A 16,791-nucleotide genomic window follows, 5' to 3' on the forward strand; every position below is an offset into this window, starting at 1 on the left:
TCGGGCTAGAGCGGCTCCACCTCGGTGTCGACCGGGTCGCTCTCGCCCGGGTCGAAGGCGTAGCGCACGCGACGTTGCCCGTTCAGATCGCGCTCATCCACCTCGTCGTACCAGAACACCGACTCGAGGCCGCCGACGGCAGCGACCATGCTGATTCGTGGTGCGTGTTTGCCGCGCACGAGCGCACGGGAATCAATCTGACCCTCGAGCGGGCCATCGATGAACTCGGCGATATACAGGGTCGGGGTTTCGCTGTCAGAAATACTCATGGGAGCCAATCTAGTCGGGTGCACCGAGCCGTGCCCGCAAGTACTCGCCGTCATGGCAGGTACGCGAGAAACTGGCCCGTGTTCGAACCAGTGCCACAGGTTCAAACACGTGCTACGAGCGCTGGTGTCAGCTGCGCAGGCGAACGGTTGCCAAACTTTCCGGCTTCTGCCGCTCGAGATAGCTCGCCCACTCCCGCTGCCACTGGTCCCAGTGGGCGCGAAACACGTCGCCGTCGCGGTCGAGCGCACGTCGTTTGCGCAGCGCGTCGTCGGCCGCCAGCCAGACTCGCACCTGGCTGAGCGGTTCGTGGGCGGCTGCGAGCGTTCCGCAGCCCTCTACGATCAGCGCACGGGCCGGATCAAGCGGATGCCACTCCGCCGCCGCGTTCTGGCTCCAGTCATAGCGCTGCCAGGCCGCAGGAAACCCGTCGTGTCGTGGTTGCAGAACGTGGCGGTGCAGGTGCCGCACTGCCGCGTCGAGGCCGTCCCAGCCGGGATAGATGTCGTCCATCCGCACAAGCTGGGGGCGCACCGTGCCCGGCCAGTGTTCCACGAGGGCATCGGCGAGGGTGCTCTTGCCCGCACCACTCGGCCCGTCGATGAGAATCACCGGGTTCGATCCGGCCGCAGCGACGGCCAACAGCAGGGGCGCCAACAACGGGGTGACGTTCCCGGGGGCTGGCTCGAAAACAGCGTCAGGCAAGAATGAAACTCCACGTTTCGGCCCACACCGCGGCCCCGATGGCGATGCCGGCAATCCCGAATCCGATGCCGACGAGAACCGCATCGGCCGCACGAACCCTGGACGGCCGAGCCCAGGTGCGAGGTGTGTCGCCGCCGAAACCGCGCGCTTCCATGGCCGTGGCCAGTTTGCTGCCTCGGCGCACCGAGATCACCAGCAGGGAGAACGCGGGACCGAAGAACCGGCGGGCGGCGCCTCGTATGCCGCCGCCGTCCCCGACTCCTCTGGCCCGCCTGGCGAGGGTGAGTGAGTGCCAGTCTTCGATGAACATGCCCACGAGCCGTAGCCCGGCCAGCCCGCCGAGAACGAACCGAGCCGGCAGGCGCAACACTTGCGCGAGGCCGTCGGCAAGGTCGGTCGGATCGGTCGTGGCGAGCAGCACAATGCCCGGCAGGCCGATGGCGAGAACGCGCAACCCGATGGCCAGCCCGAGCTGGGCCGAGCCCTCGGTCACCGAGATGAACCCGAACTGCCAGAGCAGCGCTCCGGAGTCTTCGCCGTAGAGGATCGTCGTGATCGCGGCCATCGGTGCCGCAATCCACACCGGCGCGGTGCGCAGCCAGAATTGTCGGGCGCGGAGTCCGCACCAGAGCAGAAGCACGGCCTCAAACAGCAGGGCCACACCCGCCGAAACCCAGTCGATCGACAAGAGCAGGGCGCAGCTCACCGTGAGGGCGACGGCGAGCTTGGCAACCGGGTTGAGGCGGGCAACCACGCTCGGGCGAATTGTGGGAGTCAACAGGTTCACAGGGCACCCGCCCCGAGCCGAATCGGGTCGGGGGTGCCCAGACGGTATTCCTCATCGGCGAGGGCACCGACGAACTGGGCGTCATGCGTGACGGCCACGAGTGCGGTTCCCTCGTCGAGCAGCTCGGCCAACAGGGTCACGAGTTCCTGCCAGGTGCGGGAATCCTGTCCAAAAGTGGGTTCATCGAGCACGAGCAGGCGCGGGCGAGTGGCCAGAACCGTAGCCACGGACATCCGTCGTTTTTCACCTCCCGAGAGGGTAAACGGGTTGGCATCGGCGAGGTGATCGAGTCGCAGCCGACACATCAGGTCGTCGACGCGGCTGGTCTGCTCGGAATTGCTGAGCCCGAGGGCGCGGGGCCCTATCAGCAGGTCGTCACGCACCGTCGCGGCCAGGAACTGAAGTTCCGGATCTTGAAAGACGGTTCCGATGCGGGTCAGCAACTGCGTCGAACGCCAGCGGTGCGGTTCGGGGGCAGCTCCAGCCGAGAAGTGGTCGCACGCACGCAGCGATCCCCCAGCCGGTTTCAACAGACCGGCCAGGGTCAGTGCGAGCGTGGACTTGCCGGCACCGTTCGGCCCGGTCACAACGGTGGCCGTCCCGGCGCGCACGTCGAGGGTGATGCCAGCAGCGACAACGGATGCTGCACGCCGGCCAAAGGGAACGCGACCGACCGCGAGCGCATCGGCCCGAAGCAGGGTCTGCGCGGTACCGATCGGGTGACGCACCGGAAATCGGGGCGGCAGGGCTGGTACCCAGACACCGGCCTGCGCCAACCGTTCACCCTGGCTGGCCAGAATGTCGCGGGTCGCCCCGTCGGCGAGCACGCCGCCGGCCGGATCGAGCACGATGACGCGATCAACGACGTCCTGCCAGACCTCGACGCGGTGTTCGATGACCACGAGGGTGGCCCCGGAGTGGTCGAGGGAACGCACGACGGCGTCACGTACCTCGACGACGCCACCAGGGTCGAGGTTTGCGGTGGGTTCGTCGAGCAGTAGCAGTCCCGGCTGCATTGCGAGCACGCCGGCGAGGGCCAGGCGCTGCTTCTGCCCGCCGCTCAGGCTCGACGTGGGATGGTCAAGGGGCAGGTTTAGGCCGACTTGCGACAACGCGAGCCGCACGCGCGGCCAGATTTCGGAGCGCGCAACGGCGAGGTTTTCACAACCGAACGCGACGTCGTCGCCGACCCGGGCGAGTACGACCTGGGAATCTGGATCCTGCAGTACGAGGCCGACGCGGCCCCTCGCCTCGGCAGCGCGTCGCCCGTCAATGTGCAGGCTGCCCGTCTCGTCGCCGTCCTCTGCATCCCCGAGCACCCCGGCCAGCGCGTGCACCAGCGTGCTCTTGCCGGCGCCGCTGGCTCCGAGCAGCAGAACCCGCTCGCCGGGCTCGATCCGCAGGTCGAGCCCGGACACGGCCTGATTCTGGCGTCCGGCGTGCCGCCAGCCCCAATTGCGGGCCTGGATCTGCACGGGTCGAATCTGGGGGTCACGAGCGGGTGCGAACGACGAGGCGTCAGGCATCCGCTAGCGAAGCGCGGCGGACGGCGCGCGCGACCCTTCCCGACCGGCTGCAAACCGGTTCAGCGCACCCGTTCGCGCCAGGCCGCCCACGGCAAGCCAGGACAGCAAACCAGCGAGCACGGTGCCAGACACAACGGCGGAAACGAAGTAGACGGCCTTGAAACTAAAGTCCAGAGCGGCATAGCTCACGGTGGTGTCGAGCAGCCCAACGGCCACTCCGGCGCCGGCGCCGGCGAGGAGGGCGACGCCGAGGCGCCAGTTCGAGTACAAGAACAGTGCGAGCACGATCTCCGCGCCGAGACCTTCAACGATGCCCCAGATGAGCGTCGAGAATCCCCACTGGGTGCCGATCAGCATCGATACGACAGCGGCAATGACCTCGGTGTAGAGAGCTGCGCCGGGTTTGCGAATGATAAGGCCGCCGAGCACACCGGCGAAGAGCCAGCCGCCGGCCAGGAGCCCTTCGAGCCCGGGCGTGAACGTGAGGATCACGCTGAGCGGCGACCAGGCGAGGCCCCAGGCCCAGAAGATGACGCCGCTGGCGACGCCGATGACGCTCGCCACGACGATATCGACGACACGCCAGCGAAAGTTGCGCGGCTTTTTCGCCGTGACCGGGCGCGTGGATGTGATTGTAGCGTGCACTGTTCGTGCCCTTTCCGTGGGTAAATACAGGGCACGGGATTGAGAAGCCTCCCTGCGCTGGCATGATCCAGATCAGGTTCGACGGTCGAAGCTTGGGTCAGCTTCCTCTCAGCCCGGTGTACCGGACTCCCGTGATCGACTTCAACTCTAGTGCCCCGCCTAGACTTACGGTATGGGTATCACAACGTGAGCATCGGCATTCTGCTCGTGCTGGCGGCGCTGTACCTCGTGCTGTTGCGCCGATTCATTCTGCGGCGACGTCGAATTAAGCAGGGCCTGCCGGTGAGCGGCCCGTGGCATTTTCCGGCCTGGCTGCGCCCGCGAGTACCCCGCTGGGTGAGTCGGCGGTTCGCGCGGCGGCCGCGCTGGCCGCGCCGCATCCGCTCTTTGCGCTGGCCGCGCCGCACGCGTCCGGGCCCACCTTAGGACCGCGGGCCCAGTTTATAGACTGGGCCCACGGACGGGGCCCGGGCCCCGTCCGCCTTAGACAGCTCGCAGAGGGGCCGGGCGGTTACTTCTTTAGAGCTTTGATCACCCGGGCCAGGGCTCGGCCGGCGACGATGAGGAACGGCACACCGACGGCGAGCAGCGCGATAACGTTGGGTTCGAATCGGGCCGTCCCGCCCGACTTCACGTAGGCGCCGATCGGCAGCGTTACTCCGCCGCCACCACCGCCGGATCCGGCACCACCCTCGCCGGCGTCACCGCCGCCGAAGCCGTAATAGCTGAGGGCTACCGGCACGAGGGTGACACCGTCGATTTGCACGGGATCGCCGTATGCCGACTTCACGCCGGCGGAACGGAAGGTATCTGCTAGTTTTTCCGGGAGGCTGGTCATTCCAACAGGGTAGCGCGACTAGTGCTTGAAGAACGAGGCGGGACGCACGGTTCCCGCCCCGAATCGTTCGGTGACCGAGTCAACGGCCAGTTCCGCACTCCGCCAGTCTTCGTCGGGATCCCACAGTCCTACCGACCCCGATGCCGTGCCGAGCTGCTCGGCGCGCACCCCGATCAGGCGCACCCGAATGCCCGACGCAGCCAGCAGGTCGAACGCGGCCACCGCTTCCTCGTAGATCCGGCGGCCGACATTGCTCGGTTCGGCGAGGGTGCGCGATCGGGTGACCGTGCTGAAATCGGTATAGCGCAGCTTGAGGGAAACTCGACGGGCCACGAGGTCGCCTCGCCGGAGCCGCGCGGCGACGAGGTCGCACTGTCGCAACAATTCGCTGCGCAACCGGTCGACGTCCGTGACATCGTGTTCAAAGGTCACCTCGTGGCCGACGCTTTTCTCTTCGCGCTCGATCGTCACCGCGCGCGGGTCACGTCCCCAGGAGAGTTCGTACAGCTTCAGACCGGATGCCTCCCCCAGCGTTTTCTTCAGCACGTCCAGTGGAGTGTGCGCGATATCGCCGATCCGTTTCAGGCCGAGGCTGGTCAGCGTTTGCTCGGTCGCGGCCCCCACTCCCCAAAGCGCGGTCACCGGCAGCGGATGCAGGAACTCGATCGTCTCGTCGGCCGGAACAACCAGCAGGCCGTTCGGTTTGGCCAGGCCAGACGCGAGTTTGGCAACGAACTTGGTCGACGCCGCACCGACCGAGCAGACCAGACCGGTTTTGGCGAGCACGCGGGCGCGGAGGAGTTCGCCGATCACGGCGGGCGAGCCGAACAGATGGGTCGCGCCGGCCACGTCGAGAAAGGCTTCGTCGATGCCGAGCCGTTCGACGAGCGGGGTCACATCGTCGAAGATGCTCATGACCCGGGTGGAGAAATCGCGGTACAACCCCATATGTGGTTCGAGCACGACCGCCTTCGGGCATTGTCGCAGCGCGAGCGCCATCGGCATGGCCGAGTTCACCCCGTACCGCCTTGCGATGTAGTTGGCCGCCGTGACCACCGAACGGCCGCCGCGGTGGCCGACGATCACCGGCTGGTCGACGAATTCCGGGTGGGAGAGCAGCTCGACCGAGACGAAGAACGCGTCGAGGTCGACGTGCAGCACGGTGGCCGAACGGTCATCGACGTCGTTCGCCGACACCTGCCGCCCACTGCCGTCCTGTCTGCCCACCGAAGAACCCTAACCCGATCCTGCCCTTCTGCACTACCGCCAAGGAGGATGGACTAGCGCACGACCTTTTCGGCGCCCGAGATGCGCTGCGCGAAGTAGATGGGAACGATCGAGACCAGTACGAGCACCACCGCGATGACATTGACGACCGGTGCCTGGTTGGGCCGGAACAGGTTGTCCAGAATCCACAGCGGCAGCGTCTTCACACTCGAACCGGCCGTGAACGTCGTCACGATGATCTCATCGAAGCTCAGGGCGAAGGCGAGCAGACCGCCGGCGAACAGCGCCGACCGCAATTGGGGAAAGGTGACGAGGCGAAACGTCGTCCAGATGCCGGCGCCGAGGTCGGAGGAAGCGTCCTCGAGGCTGGTTCCGAGACGCCGCAGCCGGGCGATCACGTTATTGAACACGGTCACAATGCAGAACGTTGCGTGAGCGATGATGAGCGTCAGAATGGACAGCTGCACGCCCAGGCCCGTACGAAACGCATTGTTCAAAGCGATGCCGGTGACGATGCCAGGCAACGCTATCGGCAGGATGACCAGCAGGCTGATGGCATCGCGGCCGAAGAATTCGAAGCGTTGCAGCCCGAGCGAAATCAGCGTACCGAGCACGAGCGCCACGGCCGTTGAGGCGAGCGCCACCTGCAGGCTGGTCAGCACCGCGTCGAGGGCCCCGTCGCTCTGAAAGGCCTTCGCCCACCATTCCAGGGTGAAGCCCGGCGGCGGCCAGGTGAGGTTCTGGCTGGTGCTGAACGAGTTCACGAACACCACGAGCAGCGGCAGGTAGATGAGGGCCAGAACCACGGCCGTGATGGCCGCGAGCAGGCCGCGAGCCGGTCGACTTAGACGCATGACAGGCTCCTAGAGGTTGTTGAGCGCACCCGTGCGCCGCACCGCGGCGAGGTAGGCAAAGATGATCAGAATGGGGATGAGGGCGATCGCGGCCGCGAGCGGCAGGTTGTTCGCCGCCCCGACATTGGTATAGACGAGGTTGCCGAGCATCTGATTGGCCCCGCCGACGATATTGACGGTGATGTAGTCACCGAGCGACAACGAGAAGCTGAAGATCGACCCGGCGATGATCGCCGGCCAGATCATCGGCAGCACGACCAGCCGCAGCGTCGACCAGGTGCCACCACCGAGATCAGCGGATGCTTCCAGCAGGGAATCCGGCACCCGCTCCAGCCCGGCGTAGATCGGCAGGATGACATAGGGCAGCCACAGGTAGGACAGGGTGATGATCGTCGCCGGCAGGCCATAGCCGGGGCTCTGGCCGCCGAACGGTGAGACGAGCCATTCAAAGATGCCGCCCTGGGACAGCACCGAACGCCAGGCGTACGCCTTCACGAGGTAGCTCGCCCAGAGCGGCATCAGAATGGCGATCACGAGCATGCGCTGGGCCCGAGGGCTCGCGACCTTCGCCATGTAGAACGCGATCGGCAACGCGATCCCGATGTCGATGATGGTGACCAACAGCGCCACCCCCACCGTGCGCAGCGTCACGGCTTGGTAGAGCGACCCGGTGAGAACGGCCACGATGTTGTCGAGGGTCCAGGTCTGCGAAATCTGCCCGGTGAACGAATCGACCGTCCACAGGGCGGTGATCAGCAGCGCGGCGAGGGCCGCAATGTAGACCAGACCGAGCCAGAACAGGGGCGCCCCGAGCAGCAGCGACAGCCGCACGCGCGGGTGTCGGCTGAGATAGACCGAGCCCCGCCGGGCGATGGTGCCGCCTCGCGGCGACACCATCGCCCGGCGAGTGGGTGGCGCGGGAGCGTCAACCGTCATTGTGCATCCTTCTGTCGACGCGAATATGTGACCCGAGTGTGTACCGTCAGTGTCTGACGCGAACGAACGTTAGCCCTTGATTTCCTGCCACGCCGTGGTCCAGTCGGAGTAGTCGGTGCACTTAACATCGGTGCGCCCGTCAAGGCACTCCGCGATCGGTGTCGACCAGTACCAGATCTGAGCCGCGTAGTCGGCGTCGCCGGCGTGGTAGCTCGCGCAGTGATCCGGGTTGACCGTGAAGTCGCAGGCTTTAGCGTTGGACGGTGCCTCACCGAAGTACTCGGTGGCCTGCGCGTTTGCCTCGGGGCTCGCGATGTAGTCGAGCCAGGCGTAGGCGCAGTTCGGGCTCTTCGCCTTGGCAGCGATCATCCAGGTGTCCGACCAGCCGGTCGCGCCCTCGTCGGGCAGCACGACTTCGGCCGGGGTACCCTCGGCGAGGGAGTTGCGGATGACCTGCCAGGTGGTGCCGACCACGGTGTCTCCGGTTTCGAAGGCCTGCACCTCCTTGAGGTAGTCCGACCAGTATTCGCCGATGTTCACCCGCTGGTCCTTGAACAGCGCAGCGGATGCCGCGAGCTGGGTTTCGTCAAGGGCGTACGGGTTCTCGATTCCCAATTCGGGCTGGTGCGCCATGAGGTAGACCGCGGCATCCGCTATCGAAATAGGTGAATCGTAGGCGGTCACCGCGCCCTTGTAGGCCGACGACTTGTCGAAGACAACGTTCCACGAGGTGGGTGCCGGGGTGACGATTTCCGTGTTGTACATGAGCAGGTTGGCACCGTAGCCGTGCGGAATTCCGTAGGAGACACCGTCGACGCTGTTCCAGGACTGCATTTTCAGGAAGTCAAAGATACCGTCGTAGTTGGGAATGAGGTCGGTGTTGACCGGGGCGACGTCGCCGGCGGCGACGAGCCGCAGGGAGGCGTCACCGGAGGCCGCGACAACGTCGTAGTCACCGGTTTTCATGAGGCTGAACGCTTCGTCGGAGGTACCGTAGGTTTTGCTGGTGACGGTGCAGCCGGTCTTCTCTTCGAAGGCGCTGACCCAGTCGACCGTTGGGTCGTTGCTGCCGTCTTCGACGTAGCCGGGCCAGGCCAGCAGAGAGACGCTGCCTTCCATCTCGCCGAGTTTGGTCTGCGCCTGGGTCGGTTGCGTCGTGCCGCCGCCCTGGCTGGTGCCGCAGGCGGTGAGGAGCAGGGTTACCGAAACGATCGCGACGCCGGTGAGGGCGCCAGAGGCAAAGCGTGTCGGGGTGCGTTTCATGACATTCTCCATTCGTGAATCGGTCAGGGGTGGGAAGTGAGCGAGGAATCAGCCAGGGTGACGATGTCGGAATCGTTCCAGCCGATGGTGATGCGCGCGCCACGTTCGTTGGTCGCCACACGGTGCGCATCGTTCTGTTCGAGCGCCACGACGCGCGTTCCGGCATCGAGGTCGACGATGAGCTGGGTGCTGCTGCCAACGTAGATCACCTCGGCCAGCACCCCGGCTGCCGTACGGTCAGCCACCAGGGGCAAGTTTTCGGTGGTGACGCTGATCTTCTCTGGGCGCACCGAGTGCACGCCGCCCCGGCCGAGCAGAGCCTGCGAGATGCTGCTGTCGAAGATGTTCGACGTACCCACGAACGCCGCGACGAACGAGGAGGCGGGGCGCTCGTAAATCTCGGACGGGGTGCCGAGCTGCTCTATTCTGCCCTCGTTGAAAACCGCGATGCGGTCGCTCAGGGTGAGGGCTTCCTGCTGGTCATGGGTGACGAAGATGAACGTGATTCCAAGGTTGCGCTGTAGTTCTTTGAGTTCTACCTGCATCTGCTCGCGCAACTTCAGATCGAGGGCGCCGAGCGGTTCGTCGAGCAGCAATACCTTGGGCTGCACGACGGTGGCGCGGGCGAGGGCAACCCGTTGGCGTTGCCCGCCGGAGAGCTGGCTCGGCTTGCGATCGGCGAAACCGCTCAGGCGCACGGTGTCGAGGGCCGCTCTGGCCTGCTCCTGCCTGGCCCGTTTGGCGACGCCGCGCACTCGCAGCCCGTAGGCCACGTTGTCGAGCACGCTCATGTGTGGAAACAGTGCGTAGTCCTGGAACACCGTGTTGACGTCACGGTCGAACGGCGCCCGGTTGGTGACGTCCTGGCCGAGCAGGGAGATGGTCCCGCTCGAGGGCTGTTCGAAGCCGGCGATCAGGCGCAGCACCGTGGTCTTGCCCGAACCCGACGGCCCGAGCATGGAGAAGAACTCCCCCGGGGCGATATCGAGGTCGACACCGTCGACGGCATTGACGCTGCCAAAGCTCTTGGTCAGTCCGGTCAAACGGATGGCGGGCTGCGCACCGTTCATACGATTTCCTCCGTCATTCATTGGCTCCCTGCTCACTCACAGGTAATCATATGGAGTTAGATGTCATGAAAGTGGGACGGGATGTTACGGTCGTGTCACAACCTGAAATGAGCAGCCCATGCCGCAGTCCAGCCGCGCCGGATCGGGAACCCGCGCGGCCATTTTCGCTCCGCTCGATGGTGCCGGGCGCGCCGAGCTGGTGTTGCAGCGCCTGACCGACGCCATCGTGCTCGGCGTGCTGCACGATGGCGAACGGCTGCCGAGTGAGGCGGAACTGGCCCGCCAGCTCGGCGTAGCCACGGTCACCGCCCGCGAAGCGCTCGAGATCCTACGCCGCAACAACCTCGTGCACACCAAACGCGGCCGCGACGGCGGCAGCTTCGTCACCTTTGCCGGTGGGGGCTCAACCGATCTGCAGGACGACCGACTCCTGGCCTGGTCCCGGGTGCAGGTGCGCGACCTCGGCGTGCACTACTGCGCGATCGCCGGCCTCGCCGCCGAACTAGCCGGCGACCGGGCGAGCGCCGCCGACATCACCAACCTCGAGCGCATCCTCGATCGCACCGATGCCGGCATAGCGGAGGCCGCGCGCCGCGGGCAGGGCACCTTCCGTCTCGAAGTGGCCGCGCTCAGCCAGTCAGCCCGGCTCGTGCGCGAAGAATTGCGGCTGCAGGCCGAATTCGGCGCCCTGCTGTGGCTCAGCCTGCGCGAACCCCTTCGACGGGAGCGGTGCCGAGCCGTGCAGCGCGAGACGGTCGCCGCGCTCGTTGCCGAAGACGGCGCCCGCGCCCGGCAGCTCACCGTCGAGCAGATCATGGAATCGGTCGAGTGGCTGATCGAAGCGAAGTCACTGCTGGAGAAGTCACCGTTGGAACAGAAAGGTAGTTCGGCCATGCCAGGCACCACTTCCACGCCAGTACCGACGGGGGCATCCGCATGACCATCGCTCCCGGGCACACCACGCCTCCCACCGACGCCAGCGTCGCGTCCGTCACCGACGCCAGCGTCGCGTCCGTCGCCGACGTCTTCGACCCGGTCTTCTCCCGTCTGGAACGGTGGGTCGATCTGGTCGAAAGCTACGCCGCGCGTTCCGGTACTATCGCCGACCGGGCCCAATTCGACTTTCTGGTGGAAAAGCTCGTGCGCGCCGAATTCGACGACTCCAACGGATGCGTGATCGGAGCCGGTTTCGTTTCAGCGCCGCACTTTCTGGGCTGGCACCTGGCCTGGTGGCTGGGCGGGCGGAACGCGGCGTCGCAGGGGCAGCCGGCCACCGGCATCCGTCATCTGGAAACGGTCGAAGACCCGCTCGAGGAGAGTTTTCGGGATTACACCGCGTTGGAATGGTGGCGGGTTCCGGCCCAGACCGGGCGCCGGCACATCACCGGGCCCTATGTGGACTATTTGTGCACCGACGAGTACACGCTCACGCTCACGCTTCCGGTCTACCGGGATGGTTCCGAGCTGATCGGGGTCGTGGGCATCGACCTGTCGGTCGATGAGATCGAACGCGATCTGGTACCGCGCCTGAATGCCGGTGCCGTAGCGGCGACGGTTATCAACGCGAGCGGGCGAGTGGTCGTCTCCGCCGACGCTCACCTCGCGACCGGGGCTCTGTTGCGTCTGCCGGGGCTGACCGAGCTTCTGAGCGACCGCACGTTGTCGATCACGGCACTCGGACCCGACGGCGCGCATTCGTTCCAATGGTGCGGCCGAACCGGGCTCGCGGTCGTCGCGGGCCCGTTGCCGAGCTAGCCGATCGTGGTGCCGAAGACCAGCCCGAGCAGGTAGGTGACCGCGGCCGCGCCGAGGCCGATCACGAGCTGCCGCAGCGCGCGCTTCAGCGGTGGACCACCCGAAAGCAGGCCAACGACGGCACCGGTGGCCAGCAGCGCCCCGCCGACCAGAACGGTCGCGACGATAATGGCCGCGTCACCGCTCATGCCGAACAGATAAGGCAGCACCGGCAACAGCGCACCGGAGGCGAAGAAGCAGAAGCTCGACAGCGCGGCCCCGGTTCCCGTACCGATGGCCTCGTGCTCATCGGGCTCCGGCATCTGCGTGCTGACCTCGTCGATTGGTCCGGTCGCGGCATAGGCGGCCGCGAGCACGCCGCGGGCGTAGGTCTCGGCTTCTTCCTCTGACATGCCTCTGGCCCGGTAGACCAGGGTCAGCTCGTTGGCGGCGAGGTCGAGGTGCGAGAGCACGCTCTTGGCCGGTGCCGCGGGGGTTGAGGCCTCGAGCAGTTCCCGTTGGGACCGCACGGACACGTACTCGCCGGCGCCCATCGAGAGCGCACCGGCCAACAGCCCGGCGATGCCGGTGAACAGAATCGTCGCTGCCGGCACACCGGTCGCGCCGATCCCGAGCACGAGCGCGAGGTTGCTGACGAGGCCGTCGTTGACGCCGAACACGGCGGCGCGAAAGGTGCCAGACAGCCTTTTGCGGCCGCGCGCGGCGAGTCCGCGCACGACCTCTTCGTGCACGGTTTCGTCGGCGGCCATGGCGTTCGTCGCGTCGGCGTCCGCGTCGTAGGGCGAGCGTCCCTCGGCGCGCTGGGCCAGGGCGAGTACGAAGACCGAACCGAACCGGCGGGCGAGCAGCCCGAGAAACCGCGTGCGCAGAGCGCCGCGCCGAGGCGAGCCGAGGTTCTGGCCGAGCAGGTGCCGCCAGTGTTCTTCGTGCCGGCCCTCAGCGTCGGCGAGGGCGAGCAGAATCTGGCGTTCCTCGCCGCCCCGCCGATTGGCGAGGTCGCGGTACACCGCGGCCTCGGCCTGTTCGTCGGCCAGGTACTGCCGCCACCGACGGATGTCCCTGCTCGACGGTTCCCTCCCGTCGCGCTGCGCAGTCATCACGTTCACGCCTCCGGAGCTGCTTCCAGGAAGCTCTCTGGGATCCGAGCTGAATCGTGCGGTCCGGAGCCATCGAGGCCGACAAAGGGCTCCTCGAAGCGTACGACCCAGAACTTCTCCCGCACCACGGTCGGCGCGTAGAGGCCGGCTCCCTCCGACTCCCCCGGCGCGACGATGACGCCGACCGGGTCGTCGATGAGGGAGTCGGGAAAGCGGGTGCGGTCGAGGTGAACGACGACCTGCACGCCCACACCGAAGGCTGAGCTGCTCATGCTCTACTCGATCGTGGCGGCGCGTTCGAGCACGAGTTCACGCACGCGTGCGGCATCCGCTTGACCGCGCATGGCCTTCATGACCGCGCCAATGACCGCTCCGGCAGCCTGTACTTTGCCGTCACGGATCTTGGCGAGCACGTCGGGCTGGCCGAGCAGCGCGGCGTCGATGGCAGTGATAAGCGCCCCGTCGTCGGAGACCACGGCGAGGCCGCGGCTTTCAACGACCTCGGCGGGCGTGCCCTCGCCGGCGATGACGCCCTCGAGCACCTGGCGGGCCAGGCGGTCGGTGAGGGTTCCGGCCTCGACCAGTCCGATCAGTGCGGCTAACTGTACCGGTGTCACGAGCGAATCGCCGGCGACTCCGGCCACGTTTGCGAGTCGGGCAATTTCTCCAGTCCACCATTTGCGTGCGGCCTGGGCGGATGCCCCGGCGGCGACGGTCGCTTCGACCGCGTCGAGCAGGTCGGAGTTGACGACGTCCTGAAACTCGAGGTTCACAAACCCCCAGGCCGCCTGCAGGCGCTTGCGACGTGCCGCGGGCGGCTCGGGCAGGGTCAGGCGCAATTCTTCGACCCATTCACGCGACGGCGCCATCGGCAGCAGGTCGGGCTCGGGAAAGTAGCGGTAGTCGTCGGCGTCGCTCTTGGGCCGTCCGGCGCTCGTGATGCCGGTGTCTTCGTGCCAGTGCCGGGTCTCCTGCGTGATGGTGCCGCCGGAGTGCAGCACGGCCGCCTGGCGTTGGATCTCATAGCGCACCGCACGCTCAACGCTTCGCAGCGAGTTCACGTTCTTGGTCTCGGTGCGGGTGCCGAGCACGTTCGAACCGCGCGGGCGCAGCGAGACGTTGGCGTCGCAGCGCACGTTGCCCTCTTCCATGCGGGCGTTGGAGACACCGAGCGCCTTGGCGATCTCCCGAATCGCCGCGACGTACGTTTTGCCGATCTCGGGGGCATCGTGTTCGGCGCCCTCGATCATCTGGGTGACGATCTCGACCAGCGGCACGCCGCCGCGGTTGTAGTCGACGAGTGAGTAATCGGCGCCCTGGATGCGTCCGGTGGCGCCGCCCATGTGGGTGAGCTTGCCGGCGTCGTCTTCCATGTGGGCGCGTTCGATCTCGACGGTGACCAGGCGGCCGCTTTCAAGTTCGATCGTGATCGAACCGTCGTGGCAGATCGGGTCGTCGTACTGACTGGTCTGAAAGTTCTTCGCCGTGTCGGGGTAGAAGTAGTTCTTGCGGGCGAACCGCGAATGTTCCGCGATCTCACAACCGAGGGCCAGCCCCAGGCGGATGCTGGACTCGAGCGCCTTCTTGTTGATCTGCGGCAGACCGCCGGGCAGGCCGAGGCAGGTGGGACAGGTGTTGGTGTTGGCGCCGGAGCCGAACTCGTTGGCACAGCCGCAGAACATCTTGGTCTTGGTGTTCAATTCGACGTGCACCTCGAAGCCGAGCACCGGTTCGAACAGTTCGAGTGCTTTGTCGTAGTCCATCAATTCAGCCTTAGGCATCAGACGGCTCCCTCTTCGCTGGCGAACATTTCGGTCGGGGTCAGGGCTGGAGCCTGGCTGAGCATGGTGTGCCCCCAGCTCGCTTCGAGCAGCTGCTCGATGGCGGCGCCGACGGTGTAGAGGCGGGCATCCGCTCTTGCGGGTGCCATGATCTGCAGGCCGACCGGCAGGCCGTCTTCGGGCGCCAGCCCGATCGGGATACTCATGCCGGGCACTCCGGCGAGGTTGGCCGGGATGGTCGTGACGTCGTTGATGTACATGGCCATCGGGTCGTCGAGCTTCTCACCGAACTTGAATGCGGTGGTCGGGGCGCTCGGCGAGACGAGCACGTCGACCTGACTGAACGCGGAGGCGAAGTCGCGCTGAATGAGCGTGCGCACCTTCTGTGCGCTGCCGTAGTAGGCGTCGTAGTAACCGGCGCTCAGGGCGTAGGTGCCGAGAATGATGCGGCGTTTGACCTCGGGGCCGAAACCGGCCTCGCGGGTGGCACTCATCACGTGCTCGCTGGTGAGCGAGCCGGATTCCGGGTTGACTCGGATGCCGAAACGCACCGAGTCAAAGCGGGCCAGGTTACTCGACGCTTCGGCCGGTAAAATGAGGTAGTAAGCCGCGACGGCATACTCGAAGTTCGGGGCGGAGACCTCGGTGATCTCGGCGCCGGCCCCGACGAGCAGGGCGAGGGTCTCGTTGAAGCGCTGGGTGACGCCGGCCTGGAATCCGTCGCCGGAGAGTTCCTTGATGACGCCCACTCGCACGCCCTTGAGGGCGCCGTCCTTGAGCCCGGCCTGGGCGGCGGCGGCCATGGACGGCCAGGGCTCGGTCAATGAGGTGGAGTCGAGCGGGTCGTGTCCGCCGATGACGTCGTGCAGCAGCGCGGCGTCGTAGACCGTGCGGGAGACCGGGCCGACCTGATCCAGGCTCGACGCGAGGGCGATCGCGCCGTAGCGGGAGACCCCGCCGTAGGTGGGTTTAACGCCGACCGAGCCGGTGACGGCGGCTGGCTGGCGGATGGATCCGCCGGTGTCGCTGCCGAGGGCGAGCGGCGCCTGGAAGGAGGCGACGGCCGCAGCCGAGCCGCCGCCCGAGCCACCGGGAATGCGGTCGCGGTCCCAGGGGTTGCGGGTGACGCCGTAGGCGGAGTGTTCGGTGGAGGAGCCCATGGCGAATTCGTCCATGTTGGTCTTGCCGAGCGGCACGAGGCCGGCCGCGCGCAGGCGGGCGACGACGGTCGCGTCGTACGGCGGCACCCAGCCCTCGAGAATTCTCGAACCGGCGGTGGTGGGCATGTCCTGGGTGGCCAGCACATCTTTGATCGCGATCGGAACACCGGCGAGCGGGTTCAGCGTTTCGCCGGCGGCGCGGCGCTCGTCGATCTGTGCTGCGGTAGCGAGGGCGTCGTCGCCGGCGACGTGCAGAAAGGCGTGCAGGTCGGTGTCGACGGCAGAAATGTGGTCGAGGTGGGCGCGCGTCACTTCGACGGCGCTGACCTCCTGGCTGATCAGCAGGTCGCGCAGTGCGGCGGCGGAGAGCTTGGTGAGATAGGTCATGGTTACTCCTCGTCCAGAATGGCGGGCACGCGGAACTTATCGCCGGCCCGGTCGGGGGCACCGGAGAGGGCCTGCTCAACCGTCAGCGACGGTACGACGACGTCGTCACGGAACACGTTGGTCAGCGGCATCGGGTGGCTCGTGGCCGGGGTGTCGGCGGTGGCTACCTCGGAGACTTTGGCGATCGAGTCGACGATCTGGCCGAGATCGTGGGTGAGATTGGTGATCTCGAGGGGGCTGAGGTCGATCCGGGCAAGGTAGGCCAAATGGGCAACCTGCTCGGCCGTGATTTCAGACATGGAACTCCAAACGCATTGTGATGATGACCCAATTCTATTGGAACGCCGCTGACACCCCTTTCGCGCCCAGCTCGCAACGCATCAGACGTTTCGGGCGGCCAGCTGCGCGGCACCGGCACCAGTGCGTTGGAGTCCCGGCCCGGCCACAGCTCCCGTGCCCTGTCGCGCGGCACCTGCGCGGCATCAAATGGCGT

General features: G+C 66.6%; 19 protein-coding genes and 1 riboswitch. Of the genes, 3 read left to right on the forward strand and 16 right to left on the reverse strand.

The features are described 5' to 3' along the window. Positions 1 to 5: 5 nt before the first annotated feature. The 5 genes from QMK31_RS02935 to QMK31_RS02955 form a co-directional block, all read right to left on the reverse strand. Positions 6 to 269 carry a hypothetical protein gene (locus QMK31_RS02935; RefSeq protein WP_283499431.1) on the reverse strand — a complete coding sequence of 88 codons (264 nt, stop codon included), beginning with the start codon at positions 267 to 269 and terminating at the stop codon, positions 6 to 8. 127 nt (positions 270 to 396) lie between these two features. Further along, positions 397 to 972, reverse strand: coding sequence for an AAA family ATPase (locus QMK31_RS02940; RefSeq protein WP_283499432.1), 576 nt, complete (start codon positions 970 to 972; stop codon positions 397 to 399). Further along, on the reverse strand, positions 965 to 1,759 hold the full coding sequence (locus QMK31_RS02945; RefSeq protein WP_283499433.1) for an energy-coupling factor transporter transmembrane component T family protein: 795 nt from the start codon (positions 1,757 to 1,759) through the stop codon (positions 965 to 967). Before QMK31_RS02945 ends, QMK31_RS02940 begins: the two co-directional genes overlap by 8 nt. Continuing rightward, positions 1,756 to 3,285, reverse strand: coding sequence for an ABC transporter ATP-binding protein (locus QMK31_RS02950; protein ID WP_283499434.1), 1,530 nt, complete (start codon positions 3,283 to 3,285; stop codon positions 1,756 to 1,758). Before QMK31_RS02950 ends, QMK31_RS02945 begins: the two co-directional genes overlap by 4 nt. A gap of 3 nt (positions 3,286 to 3,288) precedes the next feature. Continuing rightward, positions 3,289 to 3,930, reverse strand: a complete 642-nt coding sequence (locus tag QMK31_RS02955) for an ECF transporter S component (RefSeq protein ID WP_283499435.1) — start codon at positions 3,928 to 3,930, stop codon at positions 3,289 to 3,291. A 32-nt stretch (positions 3,931 to 3,962) separates the two neighbouring features. After that, a riboswitch (TPP riboswitch) is annotated at positions 3,963 to 4,073 on the reverse strand. Between the two features lie 43 nt (positions 4,074 to 4,116). On the opposite strand from QMK31_RS02955, the gene QMK31_RS02960 reads away from it, so the two are divergent. Next, positions 4,117 to 4,356, forward strand: coding sequence for a hypothetical protein (locus QMK31_RS02960; protein WP_283499436.1), 240 nt, complete (start codon positions 4,117 to 4,119; stop codon positions 4,354 to 4,356). 85 nt (positions 4,357 to 4,441) lie between these two features. On the opposite strand, the gene QMK31_RS02965 is transcribed toward QMK31_RS02960, so the two are convergent. The 6 genes from QMK31_RS02965 to QMK31_RS02990 form a co-directional block, all read right to left on the reverse strand. Next, positions 4,442 to 4,768 carry a hypothetical protein gene (locus QMK31_RS02965; protein WP_283499437.1) on the reverse strand — a complete coding sequence of 109 codons (327 nt, stop codon included), beginning with the start codon at positions 4,766 to 4,768 and terminating at the stop codon, positions 4,442 to 4,444. 18 nt (positions 4,769 to 4,786) lie between these two features. Then, entirely contained in the window at positions 4,787 to 5,995 is a 1,209-nt protein-coding gene (gene dinB, locus QMK31_RS02970) for a DNA polymerase IV (RefSeq protein ID WP_283499438.1), read from the reverse strand. A gap of 53 nt (positions 5,996 to 6,048) precedes the next feature. Beyond that, a complete protein-coding gene (locus tag QMK31_RS02975; RefSeq protein ID WP_283499439.1) occupies positions 6,049 to 6,849 on the reverse strand; it encodes an ABC transporter permease in 801 nt (266 codons plus the stop codon). Positions 6,850 to 6,858: 9 nt separating this feature from the next. After that, on the reverse strand, positions 6,859 to 7,785 hold the full coding sequence (locus tag QMK31_RS02980) for an ABC transporter permease (protein ID WP_283499440.1): 927 nt from the start codon (positions 7,783 to 7,785) through the stop codon (positions 6,859 to 6,861). A gap of 69 nt (positions 7,786 to 7,854) precedes the next feature. Then, positions 7,855 to 9,048: an ABC transporter substrate-binding protein gene (locus QMK31_RS02985; protein WP_283499441.1), complete on the reverse strand. Its 1,194-nt coding sequence runs from the start codon at positions 9,046 to 9,048 to the stop codon at positions 7,855 to 7,857. A gap of 23 nt (positions 9,049 to 9,071) precedes the next feature. Next, on the reverse strand, positions 9,072 to 10,118 hold the full coding sequence (locus QMK31_RS02990; protein WP_283499442.1) for an ABC transporter ATP-binding protein: 1,047 nt from the start codon (positions 10,116 to 10,118) through the stop codon (positions 9,072 to 9,074). 118 nt (positions 10,119 to 10,236) lie between these two features. Between QMK31_RS02990 and QMK31_RS02995 the strand changes: the two genes are divergently transcribed. Both QMK31_RS02995 and QMK31_RS03000 read left to right on the forward strand, forming a co-directional pair. After that, complete coding sequence (locus tag QMK31_RS02995; protein WP_283499443.1) at positions 10,237 to 11,058, forward strand: FadR/GntR family transcriptional regulator; 822 nt, start codon at positions 10,237 to 10,239, stop codon at positions 11,056 to 11,058. Further along, positions 11,055 to 11,873, forward strand: a complete 819-nt coding sequence (locus QMK31_RS03000; protein WP_283499444.1) for a PDC sensor domain-containing protein — start codon at positions 11,055 to 11,057, stop codon at positions 11,871 to 11,873. The genes QMK31_RS02995 and QMK31_RS03000 overlap by 4 nt, the downstream gene beginning before the upstream one ends. On the opposite strand, the gene QMK31_RS03005 is transcribed toward QMK31_RS03000, so the two are convergent. From QMK31_RS03005 to gatC, 5 genes are read right to left on the reverse strand one after another with little or no spacing between them, the layout of a single operon-like run. After that, a complete protein-coding gene (locus QMK31_RS03005) occupies positions 11,870 to 12,970 on the reverse strand; it encodes a VIT1/CCC1 transporter family protein (RefSeq protein WP_283499445.1) in 1,101 nt (366 codons plus the stop codon). The two genes, QMK31_RS03000 and QMK31_RS03005, sit on opposite strands and share 4 nt — an antisense overlap. A gap of 5 nt (positions 12,971 to 12,975) precedes the next feature. Next, positions 12,976 to 13,242: a hypothetical protein gene (locus QMK31_RS03010; protein ID WP_283499446.1), complete on the reverse strand. Its 267-nt coding sequence runs from the start codon at positions 13,240 to 13,242 to the stop codon at positions 12,976 to 12,978. Between the two features lie 3 nt (positions 13,243 to 13,245). Continuing rightward, positions 13,246 to 14,751, reverse strand: coding sequence for an Asp-tRNA(Asn)/Glu-tRNA(Gln) amidotransferase subunit GatB (gatB, locus tag QMK31_RS03015; protein WP_283499447.1), 1,506 nt, complete (start codon positions 14,749 to 14,751; stop codon positions 13,246 to 13,248). Next, positions 14,751 to 16,298: an Asp-tRNA(Asn)/Glu-tRNA(Gln) amidotransferase subunit GatA gene (gene gatA / locus QMK31_RS03020; protein WP_283499448.1), complete on the reverse strand. Its 1,548-nt coding sequence runs from the start codon at positions 16,296 to 16,298 to the stop codon at positions 14,751 to 14,753. The genes gatB and gatA overlap by 1 nt, the downstream gene beginning before the upstream one ends. Before the next feature lie 2 nt (positions 16,299 to 16,300). After that, positions 16,301 to 16,597 carry an Asp-tRNA(Asn)/Glu-tRNA(Gln) amidotransferase subunit GatC gene (gene gatC / locus QMK31_RS03025; RefSeq protein WP_283499449.1) on the reverse strand — a complete coding sequence of 99 codons (297 nt, stop codon included), beginning with the start codon at positions 16,595 to 16,597 and terminating at the stop codon, positions 16,301 to 16,303. Between the last annotated feature and the right edge of the window lie 194 nt (positions 16,598 to 16,791).

Source organism: Cryobacterium sp. PH31-O1 (assembly GCF_030063455.1).
Lineage (GTDB): Bacteria > Actinomycetota > Actinomycetes > Actinomycetales > Microbacteriaceae > Cryobacterium.